At 39.3% G+C, this 21,260-nt stretch carries 14 protein-coding genes and 2 pseudogenes; 6 read left to right on the top strand and 10 right to left on the bottom strand.

Translation table 11 applies throughout. The features are described 5' to 3' along the window. Nucleotides 1–51 precede the first annotated feature (51 nt). From HWQ58_RS17000 to HWQ58_RS17020, 5 genes and pseudogenes are all read right to left on the bottom strand, one after another. Nucleotides 52–417, bottom strand: a pseudogene (locus tag HWQ58_RS17000) (hypothetical protein); the annotation flags it as partial. Between the two features lie 135 nt (nt 418–552). Next, on the bottom strand, nt 553–2,844 hold the full coding sequence (locus tag HWQ58_RS17005; protein WP_292864879.1) for a response regulator: 2,292 nt from the start codon (nt 2,842–2,844) through the stop codon (nt 553–555). Between the two features lie 5 nt (nt 2,845–2,849). After that, a complete protein-coding gene (locus HWQ58_RS17010; protein WP_292785992.1) occupies nt 2,850–3,296 on the bottom strand; it encodes a response regulator in 447 nt (148 codons plus the stop codon). Then, nucleotides 3,293–5,854, bottom strand: coding sequence for a GAF domain-containing protein (locus HWQ58_RS17015; protein WP_292864807.1), 2,562 nt, complete (start codon nt 5,852–5,854; stop codon nt 3,293–3,295). Before HWQ58_RS17015 ends, HWQ58_RS17010 begins: the two co-directional genes overlap by 4 nt. A gap of 638 nt (nt 5,855–6,492) precedes the next feature. Beyond that, nucleotides 6,493–6,770 (bottom strand): annotated as a pseudogene (locus HWQ58_RS17020) (sensor histidine kinase); the annotation flags it as partial. Nucleotides 6,771–7,151: 381 nt separating this feature from the next. On the opposite strand from HWQ58_RS17020, the gene HWQ58_RS17025 reads away from it, so the two are divergent. Next, nucleotides 7,152–10,085: a hypothetical protein gene (locus HWQ58_RS17025; protein ID WP_292864810.1), complete on the top strand. Its 2,934-nt coding sequence runs from the start codon at nt 7,152–7,154 to the stop codon at nt 10,083–10,085. Between the two features lie 341 nt (nt 10,086–10,426). Here HWQ58_RS17025 and HWQ58_RS17030 read toward each other — a convergent pair whose 3' ends face one another. Together HWQ58_RS17030 and HWQ58_RS17035 are read right to left on the bottom strand one after the other, a co-directional pair. Further along, nucleotides 10,427–10,858, bottom strand: coding sequence for a hypothetical protein (locus HWQ58_RS17030; RefSeq protein ID WP_292864813.1), 432 nt, complete (start codon nt 10,856–10,858; stop codon nt 10,427–10,429). A gap of 731 nt (nt 10,859–11,589) precedes the next feature. Then, nucleotides 11,590–12,018: a hypothetical protein gene (locus HWQ58_RS17035; RefSeq protein ID WP_292864816.1), complete on the bottom strand. Its 429-nt coding sequence runs from the start codon at nt 12,016–12,018 to the stop codon at nt 11,590–11,592. Between the two features lie 836 nt (nt 12,019–12,854). Here HWQ58_RS17035 and ppk1 point away from each other — a divergent pair. Both ppk1 and HWQ58_RS17045 read left to right on the top strand, forming a co-directional pair. After that, nucleotides 12,855–15,026 (top strand): polyphosphate kinase 1, encoded by a 2,172-nt coding sequence (gene ppk1 / locus HWQ58_RS17040; protein WP_292864819.1) that lies wholly within the window; start codon nt 12,855–12,857, stop codon nt 15,024–15,026. A gap of 200 nt (nt 15,027–15,226) precedes the next feature. Then, nucleotides 15,227–15,643, top strand: coding sequence for a response regulator transcription factor (locus HWQ58_RS17045; RefSeq protein ID WP_292864882.1), 417 nt, complete (start codon nt 15,227–15,229; stop codon nt 15,641–15,643). Nucleotides 15,644–15,771: 128 nt separating this feature from the next. Here HWQ58_RS17045 and HWQ58_RS17050 read toward each other — a convergent pair whose 3' ends face one another. Next, nucleotides 15,772–15,945, bottom strand: a complete 174-nt coding sequence (locus tag HWQ58_RS17050; protein ID WP_292864822.1) for a hypothetical protein — start codon at nt 15,943–15,945, stop codon at nt 15,772–15,774. A 543-nt stretch (nt 15,946–16,488) separates the two neighbouring features. Between HWQ58_RS17050 and HWQ58_RS17055 the strand changes: the two genes are divergently transcribed. After that, on the top strand, nt 16,489–17,058 hold the full coding sequence (locus HWQ58_RS17055; RefSeq protein WP_292864825.1) for a DUF2854 domain-containing protein: 570 nt from the start codon (nt 16,489–16,491) through the stop codon (nt 17,056–17,058). Between the two features lie 510 nt (nt 17,059–17,568). On the opposite strand, the gene HWQ58_RS17060 is transcribed toward HWQ58_RS17055, so the two are convergent. Then, nucleotides 17,569–17,829, bottom strand: coding sequence for a chlororespiratory reduction protein 7 (locus HWQ58_RS17060; protein ID WP_292864828.1), 261 nt, complete (start codon nt 17,827–17,829; stop codon nt 17,569–17,571). A gap of 786 nt (nt 17,830–18,615) precedes the next feature. Here HWQ58_RS17060 and HWQ58_RS17065 point away from each other — a divergent pair. Beyond that, a complete protein-coding gene (locus tag HWQ58_RS17065; RefSeq protein ID WP_292864831.1) occupies nt 18,616–18,816 on the top strand; it encodes a hypothetical protein in 201 nt (66 codons plus the stop codon). Further along, complete coding sequence (locus HWQ58_RS17070; protein ID WP_292864834.1) at nt 18,804–19,829, top strand: PleD family two-component system response regulator; 1,026 nt, start codon at nt 18,804–18,806, stop codon at nt 19,827–19,829. Before HWQ58_RS17065 ends, HWQ58_RS17070 begins: the two co-directional genes overlap by 13 nt. Nucleotides 19,830–19,906: 77 nt before the next feature. On the opposite strand, the gene HWQ58_RS17075 is transcribed toward HWQ58_RS17070, so the two are convergent. Next, nucleotides 19,907–21,112, bottom strand: coding sequence for a histidine kinase (locus HWQ58_RS17075; RefSeq protein WP_292864837.1), 1,206 nt, complete (start codon nt 21,110–21,112; stop codon nt 19,907–19,909). Between the last annotated feature and the right edge of the window lie 148 nt (nt 21,113–21,260).

A 21,260-nucleotide genomic window follows, 5' to 3' on the forward strand; every position in this document is an offset into this window, starting at 1 on the left:
ACTCATCTTTGCACTCACTACTTTTATCGTAAGCGATTATCCGGACATGATATGATAAGCTTTCCCAGAACTGCTTAAAGCGATAAAAGAGGATTTTGTTTTCTCTGGAATAGATGTTAAAGCTTCTAAGTCGATGGGCAATTCTGTATTATTTGGCCAATTCAAGGGGAAATATTCAGGCTGCCTTTTACCCTTAATGGTAATAATTGCTAAACGACCTTGGTTTTTTTGTTTGTTGTCATGGACAATCAGAAAATCGAGCCTATTGGTTTGTTGCTCTATCAAAGCTATACCACTGATACCGAAAGGGATGCCACCGCGAACCGGACGCCAATCTTGCGCCCAAACTTGCTGGGATATGAGTAACAATGCACCTAAGACTACTATATTGATGATTAACCTAAGAAACCGAGGCATATTGATTTAGCCAAGCTGTGAGTATCGGTAAAATGAGTGTGTTAACGAATGCTCAATCATATCAAATCCAAGGAATTTGCACCCATATCAATAAAGCAGCTTTTTGTACTCACAGCTAACAGTATACTTACGTAATTACTTGACTCCCGATAGTACTTTCTGTAAAGAAAGCAATAATTCGTTGACAGTATAGGGCTTCGACAAAAATGTATTGACACCAATAGCTGCTACTGCACTGAGCTTATTGTCAGACATAAGTCCACTGCTGGCAATAATTTTGACTTGGGGGTTGATTTTTTGCAAGGTACGCATAGCAGTTAAACCATCCAGTGAAGGCAGCATAATATCCATGAGGACGGCACTAATTTTGTCTCTATTTTGAGCATATAGCGCGATCGCCTCAATGCCATCACTGGCAACTAAGATTTTGTAGTTGTGAGCTTCTAATGATGTTATCGTAATCTCTTGAATGGCGGCTTCATCATCCACAACCAAAATTAATTCTCCATGTCCTGTCTGTGGTGGCAAATTTTCGGGGCTGAGTGTTTCTATTCCTCCCACTGCTGGCAAGTAAACCTTAAAGCTAGTGCCACTTTCCGGTTCACTATACACGTTCACAAAACCTCCGTGACTTTTAACGATCCCCAATACTGTGGAAAGTCCTAAACCAGTGCCTTGTCCAACATCTTTTGTAGTAAAGAATGGCTCGAAAATTCTATCTAGCATTTCTTTAGGAATCCCAACTCCAGTATCGGAGACAGTAATCACTATGTAAGGCCCCTCTTTGGCTTCTAGGTTCATGCGGGCATAATTTGCGTCAATTAATATATTTTCGGCAGAGATACTCAAAGTACCGCTATTGGACATAGCATCGCGGGCGTTAACGCAGAAGTTCATCAGCACTTGATGCAGTTGAGTACTATCTCCAGAAACCATCCACAAATTCTGGGGTACATCGGTACTGATTTCTATCGATTTGGGAAATGTCTCTTTAAGTATCTTGGCAATTTCCACAATTATATGTCTGAGTTGCAAAGTGATGTGCTTCCCTTCTACACCCCGCGCAAAGGACAGCACCTGTTTGACCAAATCAGCACCGCGTCTAGCGTTGATTTCTAAAATTTCTAGTAGATGGCGAGTTCGCTCATCTGCATTGGGAAATTTCAGGGGTAGCAGTTGCGCTCCTGCCAAAATCGGTGTCAGGATGTTGTTGAGGTCGTGAGCAATACCACTAGCTAAAGTACCAATACTTTCCAGGCGTTGGGCACGAAACAATTGGGCTTCTAGGTGCTTTTTCTCGGTAATATCTGTGTCAACGGTGAGAATTGATTTGGGTTTCCCTCGTTCATCGCAAACCAGACTCCAGCGACTAGCAACAAGGATTTCTTTGTTCATTTTAGTAAGTTTTGTTAATTCGCCCTGCCACTTACCTTTACTAATAACTTGCAATAGAGCCGCTTCAATTTCCGGTGAAGGTTCATCATACAAAAGCTCGCTAGCATTTTTGCCCCAAGCCTCTGTAGCTTGCCAGCCATAAAGTGTTTCTGCACCTTTGTTCCAGAAGATAATTTGATTGTTTAAATCTCGGACGCAAATGGCATCTGTAGTGACATTTAGTAATGCTGCTTGTTCGCGAATTTTTTCTTCTGCCAATTTGCGATCGCGTAACGCAGCTTGTCGTTCGCTAATATCTATACTGGCGCATGTCACCCCGACAATTTCTTGGGTTTCATTCCGTAGTGGCTCGACAGTTAAATCGTAATATCGCGTTGTCTCTTTGATAGTAATTGATACTTCCTCTCGCGTTCCTATGCCTGTAGTCAGCACTCCACGTTTAATTGCGATCAGATGTTGAGCATCTTCAACTGGGATGATATTTAAATCTTGTTTGCCCAATATTTCCTCAACTGTCAATCCAGATGGGGGATTATAAACCCAGGTGTACCGTAAATCTCTATCCTGGTTGTAGACAAAGATTGGAGAGTTTTTAAGAGCAACCCGAAATCGCTCCTCACTCTGCCGCAGTGCGTTGTCTGCCCGTTGACGTTCGATGGCGTAACGCATAGAACGCACTAGCAAGTCACCAGTTACTTGCCCCTTCACTAAATAATCCTGCGCTCCTTCCTGCATTGCCCTAATTGCCAGGGTTTCATCGTCTATACCCGTCAGCACAATAATTGGAGTTGCTTGTGCCTGATTGTGAGCGATGACAAAGGTTTGCAGTCCCTGGCTATCTGGCAGCGAGAGGTCTAATAAAATAACATCAAAAATTTCGTTTGTTAGGTAGTTGACTGCTTCATAAAGCTGTTCAACGGGCATCAACTCAACTACAACTGTGGTAACTTCCTTGAATAACTCTTGTAACAATAAGACATCACCAAGGTTATCTTCTACTAACAAGACTTTAATAATATTTTCACCTGCCATTTCCACTACTCCGGTGGCAGTTTTACGATCGCAAACCAAAAATTTTCTATTGATTGGACAATTTTAACGAATTGATCGAAATCTACTGGCTTAGTTATATAACAGTTGGCAAAAAGGTTATAGGCTTTGAGAATATCTTCTTCAGCCTGGGAAGTAGTCAAAACTACTACAGGAATCCGTTTGAGGTTTTCATCTCCTTTTATTTCTGCTAATACCTCTCGTCCATCTTTTTTCGGAAGGTTAAAATCGAGTAGTACAATATCTGGATGAGGTAATCTAGCATATTTTCCCTGTTTTCGCAAGAATGCCATTGCTTCTACACCATCTTCGACCACGTTTAAGTGAATCGAAATTTTGCTATCTTCCAGGGCGATACGTGTTAGTTGGGCATCGCCAGGATTATCTTCTACTAACAAAACCTGAATAGGCATAATCGCTGTTATGGTGTTCACGATTGCTTAAGAGTTCTATCTGGAATTGTGAAGTAGAAAATCGAGCCTTGACTTGGTTTCGACTCAACCCAGATCCGGCCGCCGTGGCGTTCGATAATTTTCTTACAAATTGCTAGACCAATTCCAGTACCTGGATACTTGTCTCTACCGTGTAAGCGCTGAAAAATTATAAAAATACGTTCAGTATATTGGGATTCCAAACCAATTGCATTATCACGCACCCAGAACAGCCATTCATCTGCCAACGGGATAGAATTCAAATCTTCCCCATCTGGATTTGCATCTCTTTTCTCTACTCCAATGTGAATTCGTGGCTGCTGATTCTGGCAAAATTTGATCGCGTTGGCGATCAGGTTTTGAAATACTTGTATCAATTGGGTGGCATCAGCTATCAATTGAGGTAGAGTATCATAAGTGACAACTGCTCTACTATCTGCGATCGCAACTTGAAGATTAATAAGCACCTGTTCTAAGACAATACTACAATCAACTGGCACAAAAGGCTGTCCACGGGTGCTGACGCGGGAATAGTTTAACAAATCGTTGATTAGGGTCTGCATCCGGCTGGCCCCATCTACTGCGTAGGCAATAAACTGATCTGCATTGGCATCCAGTTTGTTTTTGTATCTCCGCTCCAGCAGTTGTAAATAACTAGTTACCATCCGCAACGGCTCTTGTAAATCATGGGAAGCTACGTAGGCAAACTGTTCTAATTCCGCATTAGAACGAGTAAGTTCTTGACTTTGCTGGGTTTCTTTTTCTAATAGTTGTGCCTGAGATAAAGCAATCCCAATTTGGTTCGCTAATTGCTGTAACAAATCCATCTCAAACTGATTCCACTGTCGAGGTGCGCCACACTGATGAGCTAGTAATAAGCCCCAAATATCGTCCCTGACAAGAATCGGCACTACCAGATTAGCCCTGACAGCAAACTGCTGAAGAAATTCTCGATGGCATGGTTGGATATGAGCAGCTTCAATGTCTTCAAGGGCACTTACTCTTCCGTGGCGATATCTTTCTATATATTCTTCTTTAAAGCAGGAGTCCAAAAGATTTTCTCCTAAAATTACCGGCCAACCAGGCAGCACTGCCTCTTGTACCACTGTTCCCGAACCGTCAGGTTCCAGTCGAAAAATTAACACCCGATCAGCTTGCAGTAATTTTTGTACCTCTATGACAGTGGTTTGAAGAATTTCATCTATTTGTAAAGATTCTCGAATTTTCAGGGTGATTTCGGCAAATAGTTGCGATCGCAAATTTTGCCGCTTTAATTCTTCATCTGCCCGCTTGCGATCTGTGATATCAGTATAAGAACCAACCATCCGCACTATATCACCTAATGCGTCCCAAAGTGCCTGTCCTCGATCTAGAATCCATTTATAGCTGCCGTCTTGGCACTGGACTCGATATTCACAGACGTAAAACGGTGTTTTCTTGGCAAAGTGGTCTTGGAAAGTCTGAAGTACCCAATCTCGCTCATCGGGATGGATTCGTTTTGTCCATTCATCCCAACGGTTGGAAACTTCGTGGTCTTTATAGCCGAGCATTTCCTTCCATCGAGTTGAGAAGAACACTTCATTAGTCTTGAGGTTCCAATCCCAAATACCATCATTATTACCATGTAATGCTAATTGCCAACGTTCTTCACTTTCTCGTAGTGCTTCTGCTGTTTTCCGTCGTTCAGTAACGTTTTGCAAATAAACAGACAAGCCGTCTTTTGCCGGATAGACATGGACTTTAAGCCACTGCTGCTGTGGCAGATAGAACTCCTCAAATTCGACACTAACCTGTTCTAAGATTGCCCTGCGATATTCACAATCAAATGTTGTGCCGATAATTTCTGGAAACACCTCCCAGATGTTTTTACCCAAAAGCTGATTGTGAGTTTTTTGCAACAGCCGTTCTGCTTGACCATTAATATAGGTAAATTGCCACTTTTGATCCAAGGCAAAAAAACCATCAGTGATACTTTCGACAAGATTGGTGATGCGGGTTTTGGCGGCTTCAGATTGGGCGCGGGCTGCTTGCTCGTGTGCCACTAGTTTATCAGTAACTTTAGATACCTCACTTACATGACGCCTGAGTTCGAGTTGGTCGATTACCAGGCGACTTAAACCCACAAACGCCTCCACTTGTTTTTGGCTTAGTTGTCGTGGAACTTGGTCAATTGCACACAGAGTTCCCAACATATCTCCCTTTGGAGTAATTAAGGGTACACCTGCATAAAACCGTATATATGGATAGCCAGTTACTACCGGATTACTTGCCAACTTCTCATCTGCTAGGGTATCAGGAACCACCACAACATTACGCTGCTCTTGGCAAAGATAAGATAATCCAACACTCCGGGGCATTTCTGATATATCTAAACCTATTTTTGCTTTAAACCATTGACGGTTTTCATCAATAAAATTTACCAAGGATATGGGAGTGCCACAAATAAAAGCCGCTAACTGAGCAAGATTGTTGTATGCTTCTTCGGGTTCTGTGTCAAGAATTTGATACTGGCGGAGGGCTTCTAACCTCCTTACTTCTGTATCAATATGTCTAGGTTTCATTAACTTTTTTTAATAAATCTAAATGTGATATCCAATCGTCAGCGTGATTATCTTAAAAGGAGCTTAACCTTTTTTAATAATTGTTAATCCTTTCCTCACCTTTGGCTGTTCGGGAAAGTCTCTTAAAAGCGATTCTTAAAGGATGTTTGAAAAGTATTTTTCGTAACATCTAAGCCTTAGAAACCTTACTCTCCCAGCCCCCTTTCCCTCCAAGAGAATGGTCGTTTCAAAGCCTCTCTCCGTTTCAGGGCTACGGTGTATACACAAGTCTCAAATAGTTTACTCACCTGGTTTTTCGCGTCAGTTTTACCCCACCCTAACCCTCCCCGATGCATTGGGGAGGGAACTAGATTCCTGTTTCCCCCCTTTATAAGGGGGGATTAAGGGGGGTAAAACTGACTTGTGTGTACACCGTAGGCGTTTCAGGGAGAGGTTTGAAGAGGGGTTTTGAGTATACTTTACAACTTTTTAAACAAACTCTTATCAGCCACTGCCTGTCTACGCCACAAATTTATTGCGTAGGCGTAGCCCGTCGTAGACATCGCACTAATCCTAGTGTAGACAAGTTTAGGACTGATATTATTTACTGTGCATGATTAGATTTAGTTATTAGACATAGGAGATTTAGTGAGTTGACAGAGTAATTTACCAGTCGCACTAAACCATTCTAGGTCAATGCGATCGTCTTCTACTGTGTCGATACTCTTAAGAAAACTGGCTTCTACATTAATGCGAAATTTATCTCCATAGCATTAATTAGCTGAAATATCACCATAGATTCATAGTGGCTAGTTGTCAGACATCGCTTTACTATTTCCACTACATGGTTCAGGGTATCCTCAATTCGCTCAATCAGTGTACTGCGGATGTATAAATAAACTTCACTAGCAAACAGCAGTAGTAATACGGCAGTCACGGAAGTGTATCAAATTGACAGAAGGCAGCGAGTCGCCTGAAGTATATTTTTTACTCCATTTTTTTATTAAATCAACTTAAATCAAGTATTTATACGGGCAAATAATAGCCCAATTTTTGAGTTGTGGTGATTTTGCTGAGGTTGAATTTTTGCTCAAGAATTACACTCTTGTTGCAGTAAATCTGCTTAATCCTATTTTATTTGCAGACAGGATAAGAAATCAAACTTTTTTGATTATCTATATTTACTGAAACACTGTTGAATCCATCGAATCAAATAAATCAATAATAAATTCAAAAATTAAGTATTAAATGATGGTTAATTTTCGGCATTAGTCAATTATAGATAGTTTGAATTACCCAAATTTTTATTCTGAAAACATTGAAAAATTTAAATCGAAAAATTATCAATATCTCCCTAATGAGATTCAAAAAAGATGTAAAACTTCTTGGGATCTGTTTATTGTCTTCAACAATTATATATAAGATTATATTTATTAAATTATCTGCGATCGCTCTAGGCATAAGCAGTCCAAACAATATTGTTTTAATCACTAATCATCACAGATCATTAATCAATTCCGACCACCAAATAAACAATTTCCAAAGCAAAGAACTGTTAAAACAGACTTTAAGAAAGTCTAACTCTAACTTAGAGAAACCAAAACAGTTACGAAAATTCACCATTGCTGACGTTATCCCAATTGAAGAATACAAAGACAAACCTCCCAAGCTACCTGAAGAAGATGAAGAAAAGCCTCAACCAAATACAATTCAACCATCAAATCCATCAAAACTATACACACCCCAGCAACAAATACTAATAGAAAAACTACGTCGAACAAAAAAGCAACCACAAGCAATCCAAAAGACAATAATTCTTGATGCCCTAACATTTAGTGCCAATAAGTATCCTTGGATTGTTAACCCTACAGATAACCTTACTTTTTCCACAGAATTATTTAAGCCAAATGAAAATGAAAATTATATAGATACGGATATAAGAGTAAGATTTTCTGAAGACAATCAGATTATTGATAAGTTTACTTATGCCAAATTTCCTAAGGCTGACCAGTTTTACTGGGTTCTCGATCGCAATAGAATAGTAGTTGAAACTAAAGGCTCCCAAGTCGGCATCCTCTCTCAAGGAAGACAAACTAATACTTATATTACCCAAAATGTTACCTCACAACAGGCATTTTGGGGATTGCAAACTCTGTTCGCCATACCTACAGATTTTCAAAGTTTAGCTGGAGAAGTTGATACTGATAATTTTTCTGTAATTTCAATAGCAGGACAATTGATAAATCCTGAAGGTATATCGGCTGGCAGAGTTATTATTAATAGTGGGATTGACGTAAACAATCCTAATGTCACTGTTTTAAAAAATCCTATTCCAATTATTGGTAGTGGCTCTACTTTGAGCGTTGACGGTGGACAAGCTTTATTTCAAGCTTTAGATGCTACGAATGCTCCTAAAATTTTACAAGGCTTTCCAACGACCAATATACAACCTTTGCTAGATGATGGAAATGTTCAACTCAAGGTGGGTGAAATTATTCCTAAGAATGCTCTAGAAGCTGCTGGTATCTTCTGGGGAGACATTTTGACGGGAGAAGGTTTTAGTTTTACTGCTCCTGTCTCTTCCTTTCCAGGTATTAAAGTTGCTCAACTTGGAAAATTTGATAATTTTGATTTGTTAAATGTAGCAGTCAATCCTTTTCTTTCTCAACCCGAAAAAGACTTTCATTATCTTAACTCTTTACAGTGGCTATCTTTAGGAAGAAGAGATCCTGTATTTGAGACATTATCTCAAACTCAAGAAACTTCTGATTGGCACAGAATTTATGTTAGCCATTCTCATAATCGCAGTTTAATTCAATATGACCCAGTGGCAATTAAAGCTACTTTTTCTAATATTTTTTCTGCTCCAGGATTATCTCTAACAGCTAAATTCAGCAATACTAGTATTGATACTATTCAATCAGTCAACTCTACATTAGGTTTGCTATTAGGTGGAGTTTTTGAAGCTATTAAAATCGATAATATTCAACAAGGTTTAGAAGAAGCTAGACAAAAACTTAAGAATGGAGAAGGTTTTACTCCTTTAAATACACCTGCTACGGCTAACCAAAGAAGACAAATCAATAACAGGTTGAATCGTACTTTATCCTATGCCAATGCAGCCAGTGGACTAGAGCAGGTATCTGGAACTTATACATTTCCCAGTCAAGTTACTCCTAATAACTCCAGCATCTTGCAAATAAGAACGGGAAACCACAAACGAGCAGTTCAGTTTCTTGAAAGAAATATTTCTATTTTAGATGAAGGTGATACATTTTTTTCCGATCTCAGACTTTCTAATGAAAAGTTTGGACCTTTGACCTTTATTGGGAACCCAATTCCTTTAAATGATACTTCTATTAAACCTATTAACGAATCCTCTGCTGTAGAAGTAATTTTGACAAACCCCCAAGGACAACAATTTGTACAAAAATTTAATTCAGCAGATGCTACGATAGTACCGCTCCAGGTGCGAGCAGCTGATTTAGCATTCGATTACATGGAACTTACTAGAGTTGACAAAATAGGTGTTAGTTTTAATAACTTTAACGGTTATCTATCTTTACCGACAGTTGAATTATTAGCAGCGGGTTCTTCTGGAAATTTTAACTATAGTGCCAATTTAGGAACGTGGTTTAATGTAGATGCTAACTCGGCACCAGGTGTTTCCAATAATAATTTAGGAATAGAAGAACCAACTTTAGGTATCTATACTAATATACTTCTCAACTATATTAAAACTGATATACGGTTAAATTCAGCCAAAAAACCAGTAGCCGTTAATACTCACATACCCTACTTGAGACTTGACTGGAATAGTGCCTCTAATAAAAATAATCCTTTTTCTACTTACTTAAGTTATTTATATCAGCATCAAGAAAGAAATTTTGGTTTTTCCTTAGCTCCTGGTATTGCTTTTATTGAGAATAATAGCAATGGGGAATTTTTAGGTCTTTTCAATGGAGAATTTAGTACTAGTCATGGTTTGAATTTGAAGACCAACCTAGAGATGGGGAAAGAATTTTTCTTTGAGTTTCAAGGATTACACAGAGTTAGTAAAAATATTTCTGCTGGTGTTTATCTAAAAAATTATAGTGTTAATAATCTGGGTTTGAGCAGCCGAGTTTCTGGCTACAACTATGGAGTCATTCTCAGGCACAATTTTCCAGATAATGGTGTGTTTATAGAAACTAAAATTGGTACAGGCGAGAACGGATTTGATTTAAAGCTTCAAGGTGGTTATCGATTTTGATGGCATTAATGTAGCGCACTAAATATCCACAGAATAAAGTTCTTGTCATTCCCAACATCTTTTAAATCTTCCACTTCGTTGTCATCCTGCCTCGGAATCAATTCCGAAGCTAATAGCTAAAGTTCTATCAAGAGTACTAAATACAAGATTTTAATCAATCTAGATGCCCATCTTCTGTCAAAGATAAAATTTTAGTCCACTTCAGTGGACTTTAACTATTAGCCAGGAAGTTTATTTCCTGGCGGTATGTCGGTAAGCAAGATAATTTAGTTGTTATAACAATGTCGAAGAACCCCAACTTCTTTGAGAAGTTGAGGTTCTAAGGTTTTCAATTTATAAATCTAATCTAAAGCACCTAAGCCATTATTACCAGCGCCCGCTCGAATTATAGTTGTTGCATCTTCAACAGAAGTACTATTATTTAATAAATTTGCTGCTGTATCAATAAATGTGTTTGGGTTAGAGAGTATAGTAGTTTTAACTACTCCTGGGGTTATAGTTAGACCAGTTATGGTTTCGTCATTTCCACCTGCTATTCCTCCATAGGTTGGTGCAATTGTTAAACCTCCGTCATAGTAAGAGCCAGAAGGTAAAAATACCTCGCCAGTGACAGTGAGAAAACTACCAGAAGGTCTAATAAGAGTAACAGCACCAACAGCAGTGGCTTGTTGTGCATTTACTGGCGCTGCTAAAAAATTTCCTACACTCACTAAACCTAACAAGCAAATACTTCCCCGAAGAATTATAGATAATTTATTGGATAAGCTATTCATATTTTATAAACTCCTTATGTTTCTCGCCTTAGGCTCGTTTCCAGATTTTGCTTAGAAATGCAGAATATGCATCGGCCAGCAGAAGTCGAGACAGAACCTTTTGTTATCTGGCTTTTATTCTTTCAGTGTATAAAAATATAAAACCTTTGTTGGCAGCGTTTTGTGAAAAATGGACATTTTGAGACTTCGTATTTTTACGCAAGCTCTCTATTCAATATTCAGTCAGAGTTTCAGGGTTTATATTGATATCACTAAAGCTATGTAAAAAGATGATGAGGAGTCGCATAGTAAATCATTAACGCTTTCATTCCATTTGCTTTAAAATCTCGTTTCCAGGTCTCAGAAGGAAATGTTATTGATTAACCCTCTTTAATCACTCTCGCTAGATAAAAATCCAAAACCCTTATTTTTCCAGACTTTTATCAATCTAGCGTAGGTTGGGTTTCGTTCCTCAACCCAACCACCGAAAACCTTGCTATTGTTGGGTTTCACTCCGTTCAACCCAACCTACATTTATTTTTCTTAACCCAAAAACCTATATAACAAGATTCCCGACTTCTTAGAGAAGTCGGGAATCTGAGCCACAAAGAAGCGTCATACTATATATACAAATATAAATATAGGGAACAGATATAGCATTGCTATTTCTCCTCCCTATGAACTATTGATTTATTCAACTGTTGTGTCAGTTGCTAAAAATTTTGTAAGTACTTACGAAGCAAAAATTCAATCTACTCCAAACCGCCTAAACCATTAGCACCAGCACCAGCCCGAATGATCGCTGCTTGTGCGCCAATGTCGTTAGCTGTTACAGCTGCGTCTAAAGCTAATGCTGCTGAATTAACAAAAGGATTGCTGCTAGCAGAGAGTAAAGTAACGTTAGGTGTGCTTGGATCTACTTTTAAATCAGTTATGGTTTCATTGTCTGCAGCTGATGTGCCGCCATAGGTAGGTGTAATGGTTAGAGCCTGGTCGTAGTAACCATTTTGAGGCAAGGCTAATTCACCACTAACACTAACAGAAGCGCCTGAAGCTCTAACAATAGTTACAGCACCACGGGCTGTTGCTTGACCTGCATTTGCTGGTGCAGCCAGGATATTACCAACGCCAACCAAACCTAACAAGCAGATGCTTCCTTTAATGATCGCAGAAATTTTCATGGTTAACAAACTCTCCGTGTTGTTTTTCTTTACGTTTTCAATATAACCATTCTTTTCCAAAAAAATTTCAGTAATAATACTGAAATTTTAATTTACAGAGGTCAGAAATTAAAAAAACTAATAAATAGAAGTGTTAGTGTGCATCTGAAATAAAAGCTTCAAAAACCCTATAAAAGTTGAGTTACAGCAAGGCGTATGCCTAATCAGTGTCTGTATGATAGTTGTGGCGATGATTACTAAATTTCAGGTTTTGGAAAACTAAATTCAGAAAAGACTGGAGGTAAGGCTTTAGACTGCTTGCAACACCCCGATCCTTTATAAACACTGCTTAATAATTCGTTAAAACTTGTCAAATATGGCTATGTCATATCTTTGCTAAATCTTAAGTGCATCTTTATGGTTAATATGCTGTGGGCAACGATTTGAATCCCAGACCGATCGCAGTTATTGTATGGATACAATATTTTGAAAGGGCACATAACTATACGCCAATACCATATTCCACAAAATTGAAAACGGCTATAAAATCTAGTTATAGGTTGAGTGGGTAGGGTGATTATCTGGAAAATACCCAAGGCGATCGCACAAAGCACCCAAAAATTTCTTAGAAATGTTGGCTTTCGTGCCTACACAAGTTAATTTTTGAGTCTTTGACTAAAGTTATTTAAATACAAATAGATTTTTGATTTAAATATGATGTCTGTTCATTATTAGTAGCGAGATAGAGAATCAATATAGCCAAAAATTGCTTCAGCGTTCTGCTCAAGCACCATTTAAATTACTATATTTATTGTCCCCCAGTTGAATGGGCTACATCTGCCTGCCTTTAGGTCATTATGGCGAAATCTAAGAAAAGTGCTACCCCCATCAATCTCAGCGATCCACAATATTATCTTAACCGGGAGTTAAGCTGGTTAGAATTTAATGCTAGGGTTTTACATGAAGCCTGTGACGATCGCACCCCACTTCTGGAACGTCTTAAGTTTTTGGGAATATTTAACTCTAATTTAGATGAGTTTTTCATGGTGCGCGTTGCTGGCTTAAAGCAACAAGTAGAGGCAAAAGTTAGCCTGTTAACTCCCGATGGTCGCACACCACAACAACAACTAGACGATATTAGGTCTACCCTCACTCCCCATGTCAAGAAACAGCATCAACATTTTGAGGAAGTACTTCGTCCTCTACTAGTAAATCATGGCATTCATATTCTGAATTACATAGATTTAAATCAAAAGCAGCGGACTCATCTCAACAGCTATTTTGAGGAACAAGTTTTTCCAGTTTTGACTCCTCTGGCTGTTGATCCTAGTCATCCCTTTCCTTTTATTTCTAATCTCAGTCTGAATCTGGCTGTTGTGGTCAAGAACCCAGATACTGAAGAAGAATTCTTTGCCAGAATCAAAGTCCCTAGTGTTCTACCACGATTTTTACCGATACCGCCTGAGTTGGGAGATCAGAACAGCGAAAAACCTGCCCACTGGACTGGAGTTCCTTTAGAACAGGCGATCGCTCATAACTTGGAATCTCTATTTCCAGGGATGAACATTCAAGAATATCATCCGTTCCGCATTACCCGTGATGCCGATTTGGTCTTAGAAGAAGATGAAGCAGATGATTTGTTGTTAGCGATCGAACAGGAATTGCGAAAACGGCGCCTGGGTGGGGATACAGTCAGGCTAGAAATTCAATCTCAGACTCCTGAAATAGTGCGATCGCGATTATTACATGATTTGGAATTAACAGAAAGTGATGTTTACGAGGTAGATGGTCTTTTGGGACTGCGGGATTTAATGTACTTTATGTCCTTACCATTGCCGGAACTCAAAGATCCACCACGTCAATCTGTTGTACCGCTACGCCTGCAAAGGCTAAGAGAACCGAGTTTAGATCCAGATGCGCTGGAGACGGACGAAGGAAAAGACTTTTTTGCTGTAATTCGAGAAAAGGATTTACTAGTACACCATCCCTATCAATCCTTTTCGGCTACAGTAGTGCGCTTTATCACCCATGCCACCTACGATCCGAATGTGTTAGCCATCAAGATGACCCTTTACCGGACTTCTGGTGACTCGCCCATCGTCAACGCCTTAATTGCCGCTGCTGAAAATGGCAAGCAGGTATCTGTGCTGGTGGAATTAAAGGCGCGATTTGATGAGGAGAATAATATTTACTGGGCAAAACGACTAGAAAGAGTTGGAGTTCATGTCGTCTATGGTTTAGTCGGGCTAAAAACCCATAGTAAAACCGTCATGGTAGTACGGCGCGAAAAAGACCGGATACGTCGCTACGTGCATATTGGGACTGGTAACTATAACTCTAAAACAGCACGATTGTATACAGATTTGGGATTGTTTAGTTGCCGTGAAGAATTGGGTGCTGACATCACAGATTTATTTAATTTCTTAACAGGATATTCTCTACAAAAATCTTATCGAGAGTTGCTGGTTGCGCCTGTGAATATGCGCGATCGCTTTTTGGCACTAATTCGCCGCGAAATTGAAAATGTTCAAAATGGATTTTCTGGACGGATTGTTGCCAAAATGAATGCCCTAGTCGATCCAGAAATTATTGCCACTTTATACGAAGCTTCCCGCGCCGGTGTGCAAATCGACTTAATTGTCAGGGGCGTTTGTTGTTTACGCCCAGGAATCAAAGACATTAGTGAAAACATTCGCATCATCAGCATTGTTGGTCGCTTTTTAGAACACTCTCGGATTTATTATTTTCATAACAATACACAGGAGGAAATTTATATCGGCAGTGCTGACTGGATGCGCCGCAACCTGGATCGCCGAGTCGAAGTAATTACCCCAGTAAAAGACCCAGATATTGCTAAAGATTTGCAAGAAATTATGGGAATTATGCTCGCAGATAATCGCCAAGCTTGGGAATTACAAGCTGATGGTACTTACATTCAACGGCGTCCTTATGATGATTCTCCAGAAGCTAATTCACAAAAAATTCTCATGAACATGGCATTACGCTCAACTGGTGTAGTCCCAACCTGATTGATTAAAAAATAAGTTCTTATACCTTGACAACTAGCTCAACTTAGTTTTTTTGGAAAAATTGAATTTTTTGAGCAGTTGTCTAAGTTGTTTCTCATCATAGGTTCACACAAGTTATTCAACCATAGGATAGAGTTAGTGCTGGCACTTGTTCTCATAAACTAGAGAGGTTATTCTAAAGAAATTTGTCTTTCCCCTCAATGTTAATGTTATCCTGCGAGCTTTCTACCTTGCGTGTTTTAGTAGTTGATGACCACGAACTGACTCGCTTAACCTTACAGTTGGTTTTTTCTTGCCAGGAAAATATTCAAGTAGTAGGTTTAGCCAGTAATGGTGAAGAAGCTATAGAAATGGTTAAACGTTGCCATCCTGACGTAATTGTTCTAGATTTACAGATGCCAGTCATGGATGGTTGGAGTGCATCTAGTCACATTAAAGCTATATCTCCGAACACCCAGATACTTGCTTACTCATCAGTGGAAGACGTAAATTTTCACGGGACAAAGGCAATGTCTAGCTTTGATGAAATTTGCAAGAAAGATGTACCGACAAGCGAACTTATTGCCTTAGTTAGGCGGCTGGGTCAACGTGCAGGAGATGGTTCAGTGGCAGGATAAATGATGCAATGATTATTGCTTCGCCAACTTAGGCTAGTTCAATTCTGGGGATTTAAAGACATGATACTACTGAATAACGTCGGTCTAGCCTGAAGTTGAGGTTAAACCGACGTAATTTTTGATAAATTCTACTCTACCGGAATGGTGCGTCTAAATTCATCAATTAGTTCATCCAGTTCTTCCAAAGCCTGATTTACATCAATTCTCAAAGTTCCCAGGTTTGGTTGCTCCAGTAAACTTAATAAGTAATCGCGTTTACTTTGAACTACCACAATTCGTTCTTTTATAGTCTGTAAATCCATTATTTTTTTCCCATCTTTAACTACCTTTAAATTTAAAGTTAACTCAAAATCTAATATTCTGGGACACTATACGCCCTCAGTAGTCAACTTAGTACAGCTAATCCTGAAGTTCGTAGCGAATGGACTCAAACAAACTTTGCGCTCCTCTGCGCTATACTCTGCGTCTCTCTGCGTTTAAACTCAAACCCTCAATTGGTAACGAATTTACGAAACTGTGTACTTAGAGCCACTTGCCTTCCCTACGAGATGCTGCACGAATGTAGACTAAGGAAAAATTGAGTGTTTAAAAATCACAAAGACAAAGGTGAGTAAAGTCTCGTTTAAACGAAACCAGTGTTTTGGTCGACAATGCCTGACTTGTTCGCTCTTGGTGTGTTCCCTTCCCGCTCTTTAGCAACTGGTGTGCGGTTTTTAACCGCCTTAATATGGCAATTTAGGGTTAGTTGAATACTAGCGCTTGAGGACGATGTTCTTTCCTAATTTGTTGCTCATAGCCGATGATAATAAAACTAAGGTATTCAGACTTTATACTAATTTAAGCTCATGCTACGCCAAATCTCTTTAGGAACACTCGGTCTAACTATCGGTGGCATATTAACCATCATTGGCTTCGTCGCCTATGCTGATAATAATGCCACACTCAATCTTGTCGGATTTTTTTACGGGATTCCTCTATTACTGGGAGGGCTGGCACTAAAAGCTAATGAACTTAAGCCAGTACCATTTACCCAAACTACGTCACCATCAGCATTGATACTGCGCCAGCAGCAAGCAACTGATACACAAAATAAAATTCGCAAAGACATCACCCGATATTGCTATGGTCAAGATGCTCATCTAGATACAACACTTTCTTTTCTGGGTTTGAGTCCCACTGACCAGGAACGGCCAATAGTCACAGGGTTACGAGAAACAGAAGTTAATGGGAGCTATGCCCTAATTTTAGAATTTGATTCACCATTAATACCAATTGATGTGTGGCAAAAAAAGCATGAAAAAATGACCAATTATTTTGGTCCTGGATTGGAAATTCAAATAACGCAGCCATCTGAAAATACAATTGAGCTAGCGCTAATCAATACTCAAAAAGAATCACTAGTCAGTAGTCAATAGTCAACCCCTTCGGGGAAGTCGAAAGTCAAAAGTCAAAAGTCAAAAGTCAAACATTTTGAACCCCATAAATAATGGGGCTTGTAACAAGGACGCTGTATTTATTGCGCTGTGCGTCTCGAAATACATTTTTTATTTTTCCATAAATTTAGGGGTTTGTACCTTTTTCTTTCTGGTCAAGAGCAAAAATTATTGTTACCCAAACTTCATTCCTTTATGACTTGTTGTTATCCATATTTTTACAACAGTCAACATAATTAATAATTCATAATTACAATTAGTGTTAACTCCTGTACTCTCCATTCTCTTGTTGACCACTAAATTTTTGATGAGTATGTGGCCTACTGTACAGTGTCTTTAACTATGAATTATGAATTAGTAATTATTCTTTTTGGAATTCCCTTAACCACGATTTACATCCCTGACTTCTTCAAGAAGTCGGGAATCTGGGCAGCAACTTTTACTTAAAATCTTAAAATTTTTTGGGCTTCTCTTAAGCACTTAACCAAAAACTTACTTTTCTAAACGAACTGCGTACCACTGTAAATATTGCCCAGGGCTAATATCTAATTTGCAGCTAGTGTCAAGTAAATATTGGGCTTGAGCTTCCACAGTATCAAATTTTTGCAAGTCAGGCGGTAAATCTTGAATTATGAGTTTTTGAAGAGTTATTTTGAGCTTTTCTAATAACTCTGATGGTGTCATAAATTGTTCTGGTTGATTTGTTTCGAGAACAACAAAATTATCCTGCTGATACATTAATGAGTCTGGCATTTTAAAGAGTTAGCGAATGTCGATAGGTTTAGATTATTTTTGTAAGAACTTTTCCTTGTTTGTATAGTCAAAAATATAGCAGTTTTATATGCTGTCTGTAAAGCAGTTAGAGGATTATTTGTTTAAAATATTAATCTTAATTTAGTATATGGTAGTAACATATAATCTTCGCTACTAAATTGCTTTTTTTCCAAAAAAACAGTCTATTTTTTAGATAACTACATATACTGAACCTAATTAAATAAAAATTTAACTTCATTTATTAGCCCAAAACGACTTGCAGCGCGATTTCATTTTCATCTGCTTCAGAATTCATTCTGGGTCTAATAGCACTAATTCGTCTAAAAACGACTGATAAAAGGTTATAGTCCGTTAAAACAGAATTGAGTATGATCTGCAAAACTGTAGTTTTGGGGGATTTATGGCTAGAACGAAATTGTTATAGAGTCAGTTGAAAATAAAGCTTTAAACTAAATTAAATCTCAATCTTATGTAATTATACTAAACCTCAGCAAGTCTTATCGAATAGACTAAAGAAATTTTAGTCAAGTGATATTAGTATTTAGTATTAACTATCTTATGAGGGTACTTTGGCAATTGCCTTGCACTGGATCGCTATGTTTCTCAACTAACTACACAACTAAAGAATTAAGGTGTGTATTTGTAATTTTCAAAAAAATCGTAATTTGACTTTAACAATAGGGAAATATAAAAGTAACATTTCCTCCCATAACCATCGCTGAACAAAAAGGTAGCAATTGCCTTCGTGTTCCAATTACAGATTCTATGCAACTTATTTATCTACCGCTTGCTTGGCCCAACAACATTGGGCAGTCCATTGTCAAAAAACAGTTGATTGTGAAGCCAGATACACCTTTGCCGCAAATCCTGGCATTGATGAAAATAGCGATCGCCCCTATGCGATTGAGTTGCACAGCCTTTTTGAAGATAGTCCCGCAAGTAGAAGGCAACTCATGTCAGGCATAAGCCCATTTACTGTTTCTAAGCAACCACCACTGATTCTAGTGGCTGATGATGACAAGACCATCCGGGTATTGTTGCGTAAAGCAATGGAACAAGAAGGTTATCGAGTGGTCGAGGTCAATGATGGTAAGCAATGTTTAGATGCCTACGACACTATCAAACCGGATATAGTTTTGCTAGATGCTGTAATGCCTGTGATGGATGGCTTTACTTGCTGTAAGCACTTGCTCCAGATTGCCAGGAATAATTTAATCTCAGCCCTTGCCACTTTTGATACTGACTCGAATCTTAACAATACGGTTATTTCCAAGCTATGGGAACGCACTCCCATCTTGATGATTACATGCTTGGACGATGAAGAATCTGTAAACCGTGCTTTTGAAGCGGGAGCAACTGATTACGTCACTAAGCCAATTCACTGGCCTGTATTACGCCAGCGGTTGCGCCGACTGCTACAGCAGGCACAAGTGTACAAACAGTTAGAGGCGGCAAACGAAGCTTTGCATCACCTTGCCAATGTAGATGGCTTAACTGAATTGGCTAATCGTCGCCGCTTTGACGATTATCTCAATACTCAGTGGATTAATCTTGCACAAGAGGAATTTCCCTTGTCAATGATTTTGTGTGATATCGACTTTTTTAAATTTTATAATGATAAATATGGACATCCAGCAGGGGATGTATGTTTACAAAAGGTAGGTGCTGTCTTAAGCCTTAAGGCACAAAAACATCAGGATTTAGTAGCGCGTTATGGTGGCGAAGAATTTGCTGTGATTATGCCATACACTTCTGCATCTGGCGCACTTCACGTTGCCGCCGCGATCCAAGCGGGAATCAAAGATTTGCAAATTGTTCATGACGGTTCTGCGGTGAGTCAGCACGTCACTCTCAGTATGGGCGTGGCAACTGTTGTCCCGACTTGGGAATCTTCACCTTCAGAGTTGATTGTGCTGGCAGATAAAGCACTCTACCAAGCAAAGGCTGGGGGACGCGATCGCTTTGTCTTAAATTCTTAATTGTCATTAGTCATTAGTCATTTGTCATTTGTCATTAAGTGTTGCTAGTTTTTTACTAATGCCCCATGCCCCAATACCTAAGAAGGATAAACTGGCAGTGTGAAGTGAAACCATGCTCCGTTATTGGGTGCAGAATCCACCCAAATTTGGCCATAGTGTGCCAGAACGATGCGTTGGCATAAACAAAGGCCAATGCCGTAACCTTCTGTACCTTCATCCCGTTGCAGGCGGAAGTGGTTTTCAAAGATGCGATTGCGATTCTCTACAGGAATACCAGGCCCAGTATCGCCAATACTAAACTGAACTTTTTGGGTAGTACGGTGCAATCCGGCGATGCTAATCTTGCCACCTTCTGGGGTGTATTTGATGGCATTATCCAACAGATTTACTAGCACTTGGCGGATGCGTTCTGGGTCAGCATATACATAAGGTAAGTCATTCGGAATATCTGTTTCGACCTCTTGGGATTTGGCGGTGTAGCGATCGCACAATTCTTCTAGTACATCTAAGCACAGTTTACCTAGCTGTACCTTTTGTGGTAGTATAGGAAATTCTGTATCTTTGCCACGACCTACTTGCAAAAGGTCGGCAATCATCCGATCGATGATCTTAGTTTGATTACGGGCTTGTTTTAATAGATGCGCTGTCAAGGATGGTTTGAGGCGCTGAAATTGGCCTGTCTCTAAATTGTAGTTAGATTGAAGAGTTTCGATGGCGATCGCGGCAGCAGTTAGCGGATTACGGAGATCGTGTGCTAGCATCCCAATCACCCGATCTTTAAACTGTAGCTGCTCTTGGAGGTTATCTTTTTCCTGTTTTAAGCGAAAAATCTCGTCTGAGAGTCGGATGAGTTCGGCAGAAACAGCAACTGAACGGATAGTGGATTTGGGTGATGTCGCCCTAACAGTATCGTCTATCCGTTCTTGTAAGTCTTCCTGTAATTTCAAATAAGCGTCTACAGCGGCCTGCCAGCGAGGCCACCAGTTTTTCAATTGCGCTATGATATTACTCCCAGCCAAAACCTGTCGTGGTTCCGGGTGAATTTTGATTAAAGCTGGCGTTGCTACCAACTTAAAGTGTTCTGCTAAGTAAGGTTGTTGACCAACATCAATAGTTTGAAGTTCAAAACTATACTCAACCTGTAATTCTTTTAAGTAAGCACGTATTCGCTGTACCTGTTGACGGGACTTGGGGCGTCCATCGACAAACAGTAACAGCTGGAGTGGAGCCTCAGAATAAGTAGGCTGATCCTGGGAAACTTGCATGTAATCGTGTTTCAGCACTGGTAACAACCCGGTGACGCTTTACAGAAAGTAAAAAGGACTGACGGTTGTTGATGGTCGTTGTTTTTTCTTCTTAATATCTATTTTAGATTTTCATACTCCTACCCGATCTGCGTTTTTGACATCAGACATATCTTTTTCAGCCTTT

Origin of the sequence: Nostoc sp. LPT (assembly GCF_017115165.1) — a bacterium.
GTDB lineage: Bacteria > Cyanobacteriota > Cyanobacteriia > Cyanobacteriales > Nostocaceae > Nostoc.

What these genes read in the sequence shown, in the direction of transcription:
- HWQ58_RS17030 (WP_292864813.1), bottom strand. Translation starts at nt 10,858, where the DNA reads ATGAATAGCTTATCCAATAAATTATCTATAATTCTTCGGGGAAGTATT.
- HWQ58_RS17050 (WP_292864822.1), bottom strand. Translation starts at nt 15,945, where the DNA reads ATGGATTTACAGACTATAAAAGAACGAATTGTGGTAGTTCAAAGTAAA.
- HWQ58_RS17035 (WP_292864816.1), bottom strand. Translation starts at nt 12,018, where the DNA reads ATGAAAATTTCTGCGATCATTAAAGGAAGCATCTGCTTGTTAGGTTTG.
- HWQ58_RS17045 (WP_292864882.1), top strand. Translation starts at nt 15,227, where the DNA reads ATGTTAATGTTATCCTGCGAGCTTTCTACCTTGCGTGTTTTAGTAGTT.
- HWQ58_RS17070 (WP_292864834.1), top strand. Translation starts at nt 18,804, where the DNA reads ATGTCAGGCATAAGCCCATTTACTGTTTCTAAGCAACCACCACTGATT.
- HWQ58_RS17060 (WP_292864828.1), bottom strand. Translation starts at nt 17,829, where the DNA reads ATGCCAGACTCATTAATGTATCAGCAGGATAATTTTGTTGTTCTCGAA.
- ppk1 (WP_292864819.1), top strand. Translation starts at nt 12,855, where the DNA reads ATGGCGAAATCTAAGAAAAGTGCTACCCCCATCAATCTCAGCGATCCA.
- HWQ58_RS17065 (WP_292864831.1), top strand. Translation starts at nt 18,616, where the DNA reads ATGCAACTTATTTATCTACCGCTTGCTTGGCCCAACAACATTGGGCAG.
- HWQ58_RS17015 (WP_292864807.1), bottom strand. Translation starts at nt 5,854, where the DNA reads ATGAAACCTAGACATATTGATACAGAAGTAAGGAGGTTAGAAGCCCTC.
- HWQ58_RS17055 (WP_292864825.1), top strand. Translation starts at nt 16,489, where the DNA reads ATGCTACGCCAAATCTCTTTAGGAACACTCGGTCTAACTATCGGTGGC.
- HWQ58_RS17005 (WP_292864879.1), bottom strand. Translation starts at nt 2,844, where the DNA reads ATGGCAGGTGAAAATATTATTAAAGTCTTGTTAGTAGAAGATAACCTT.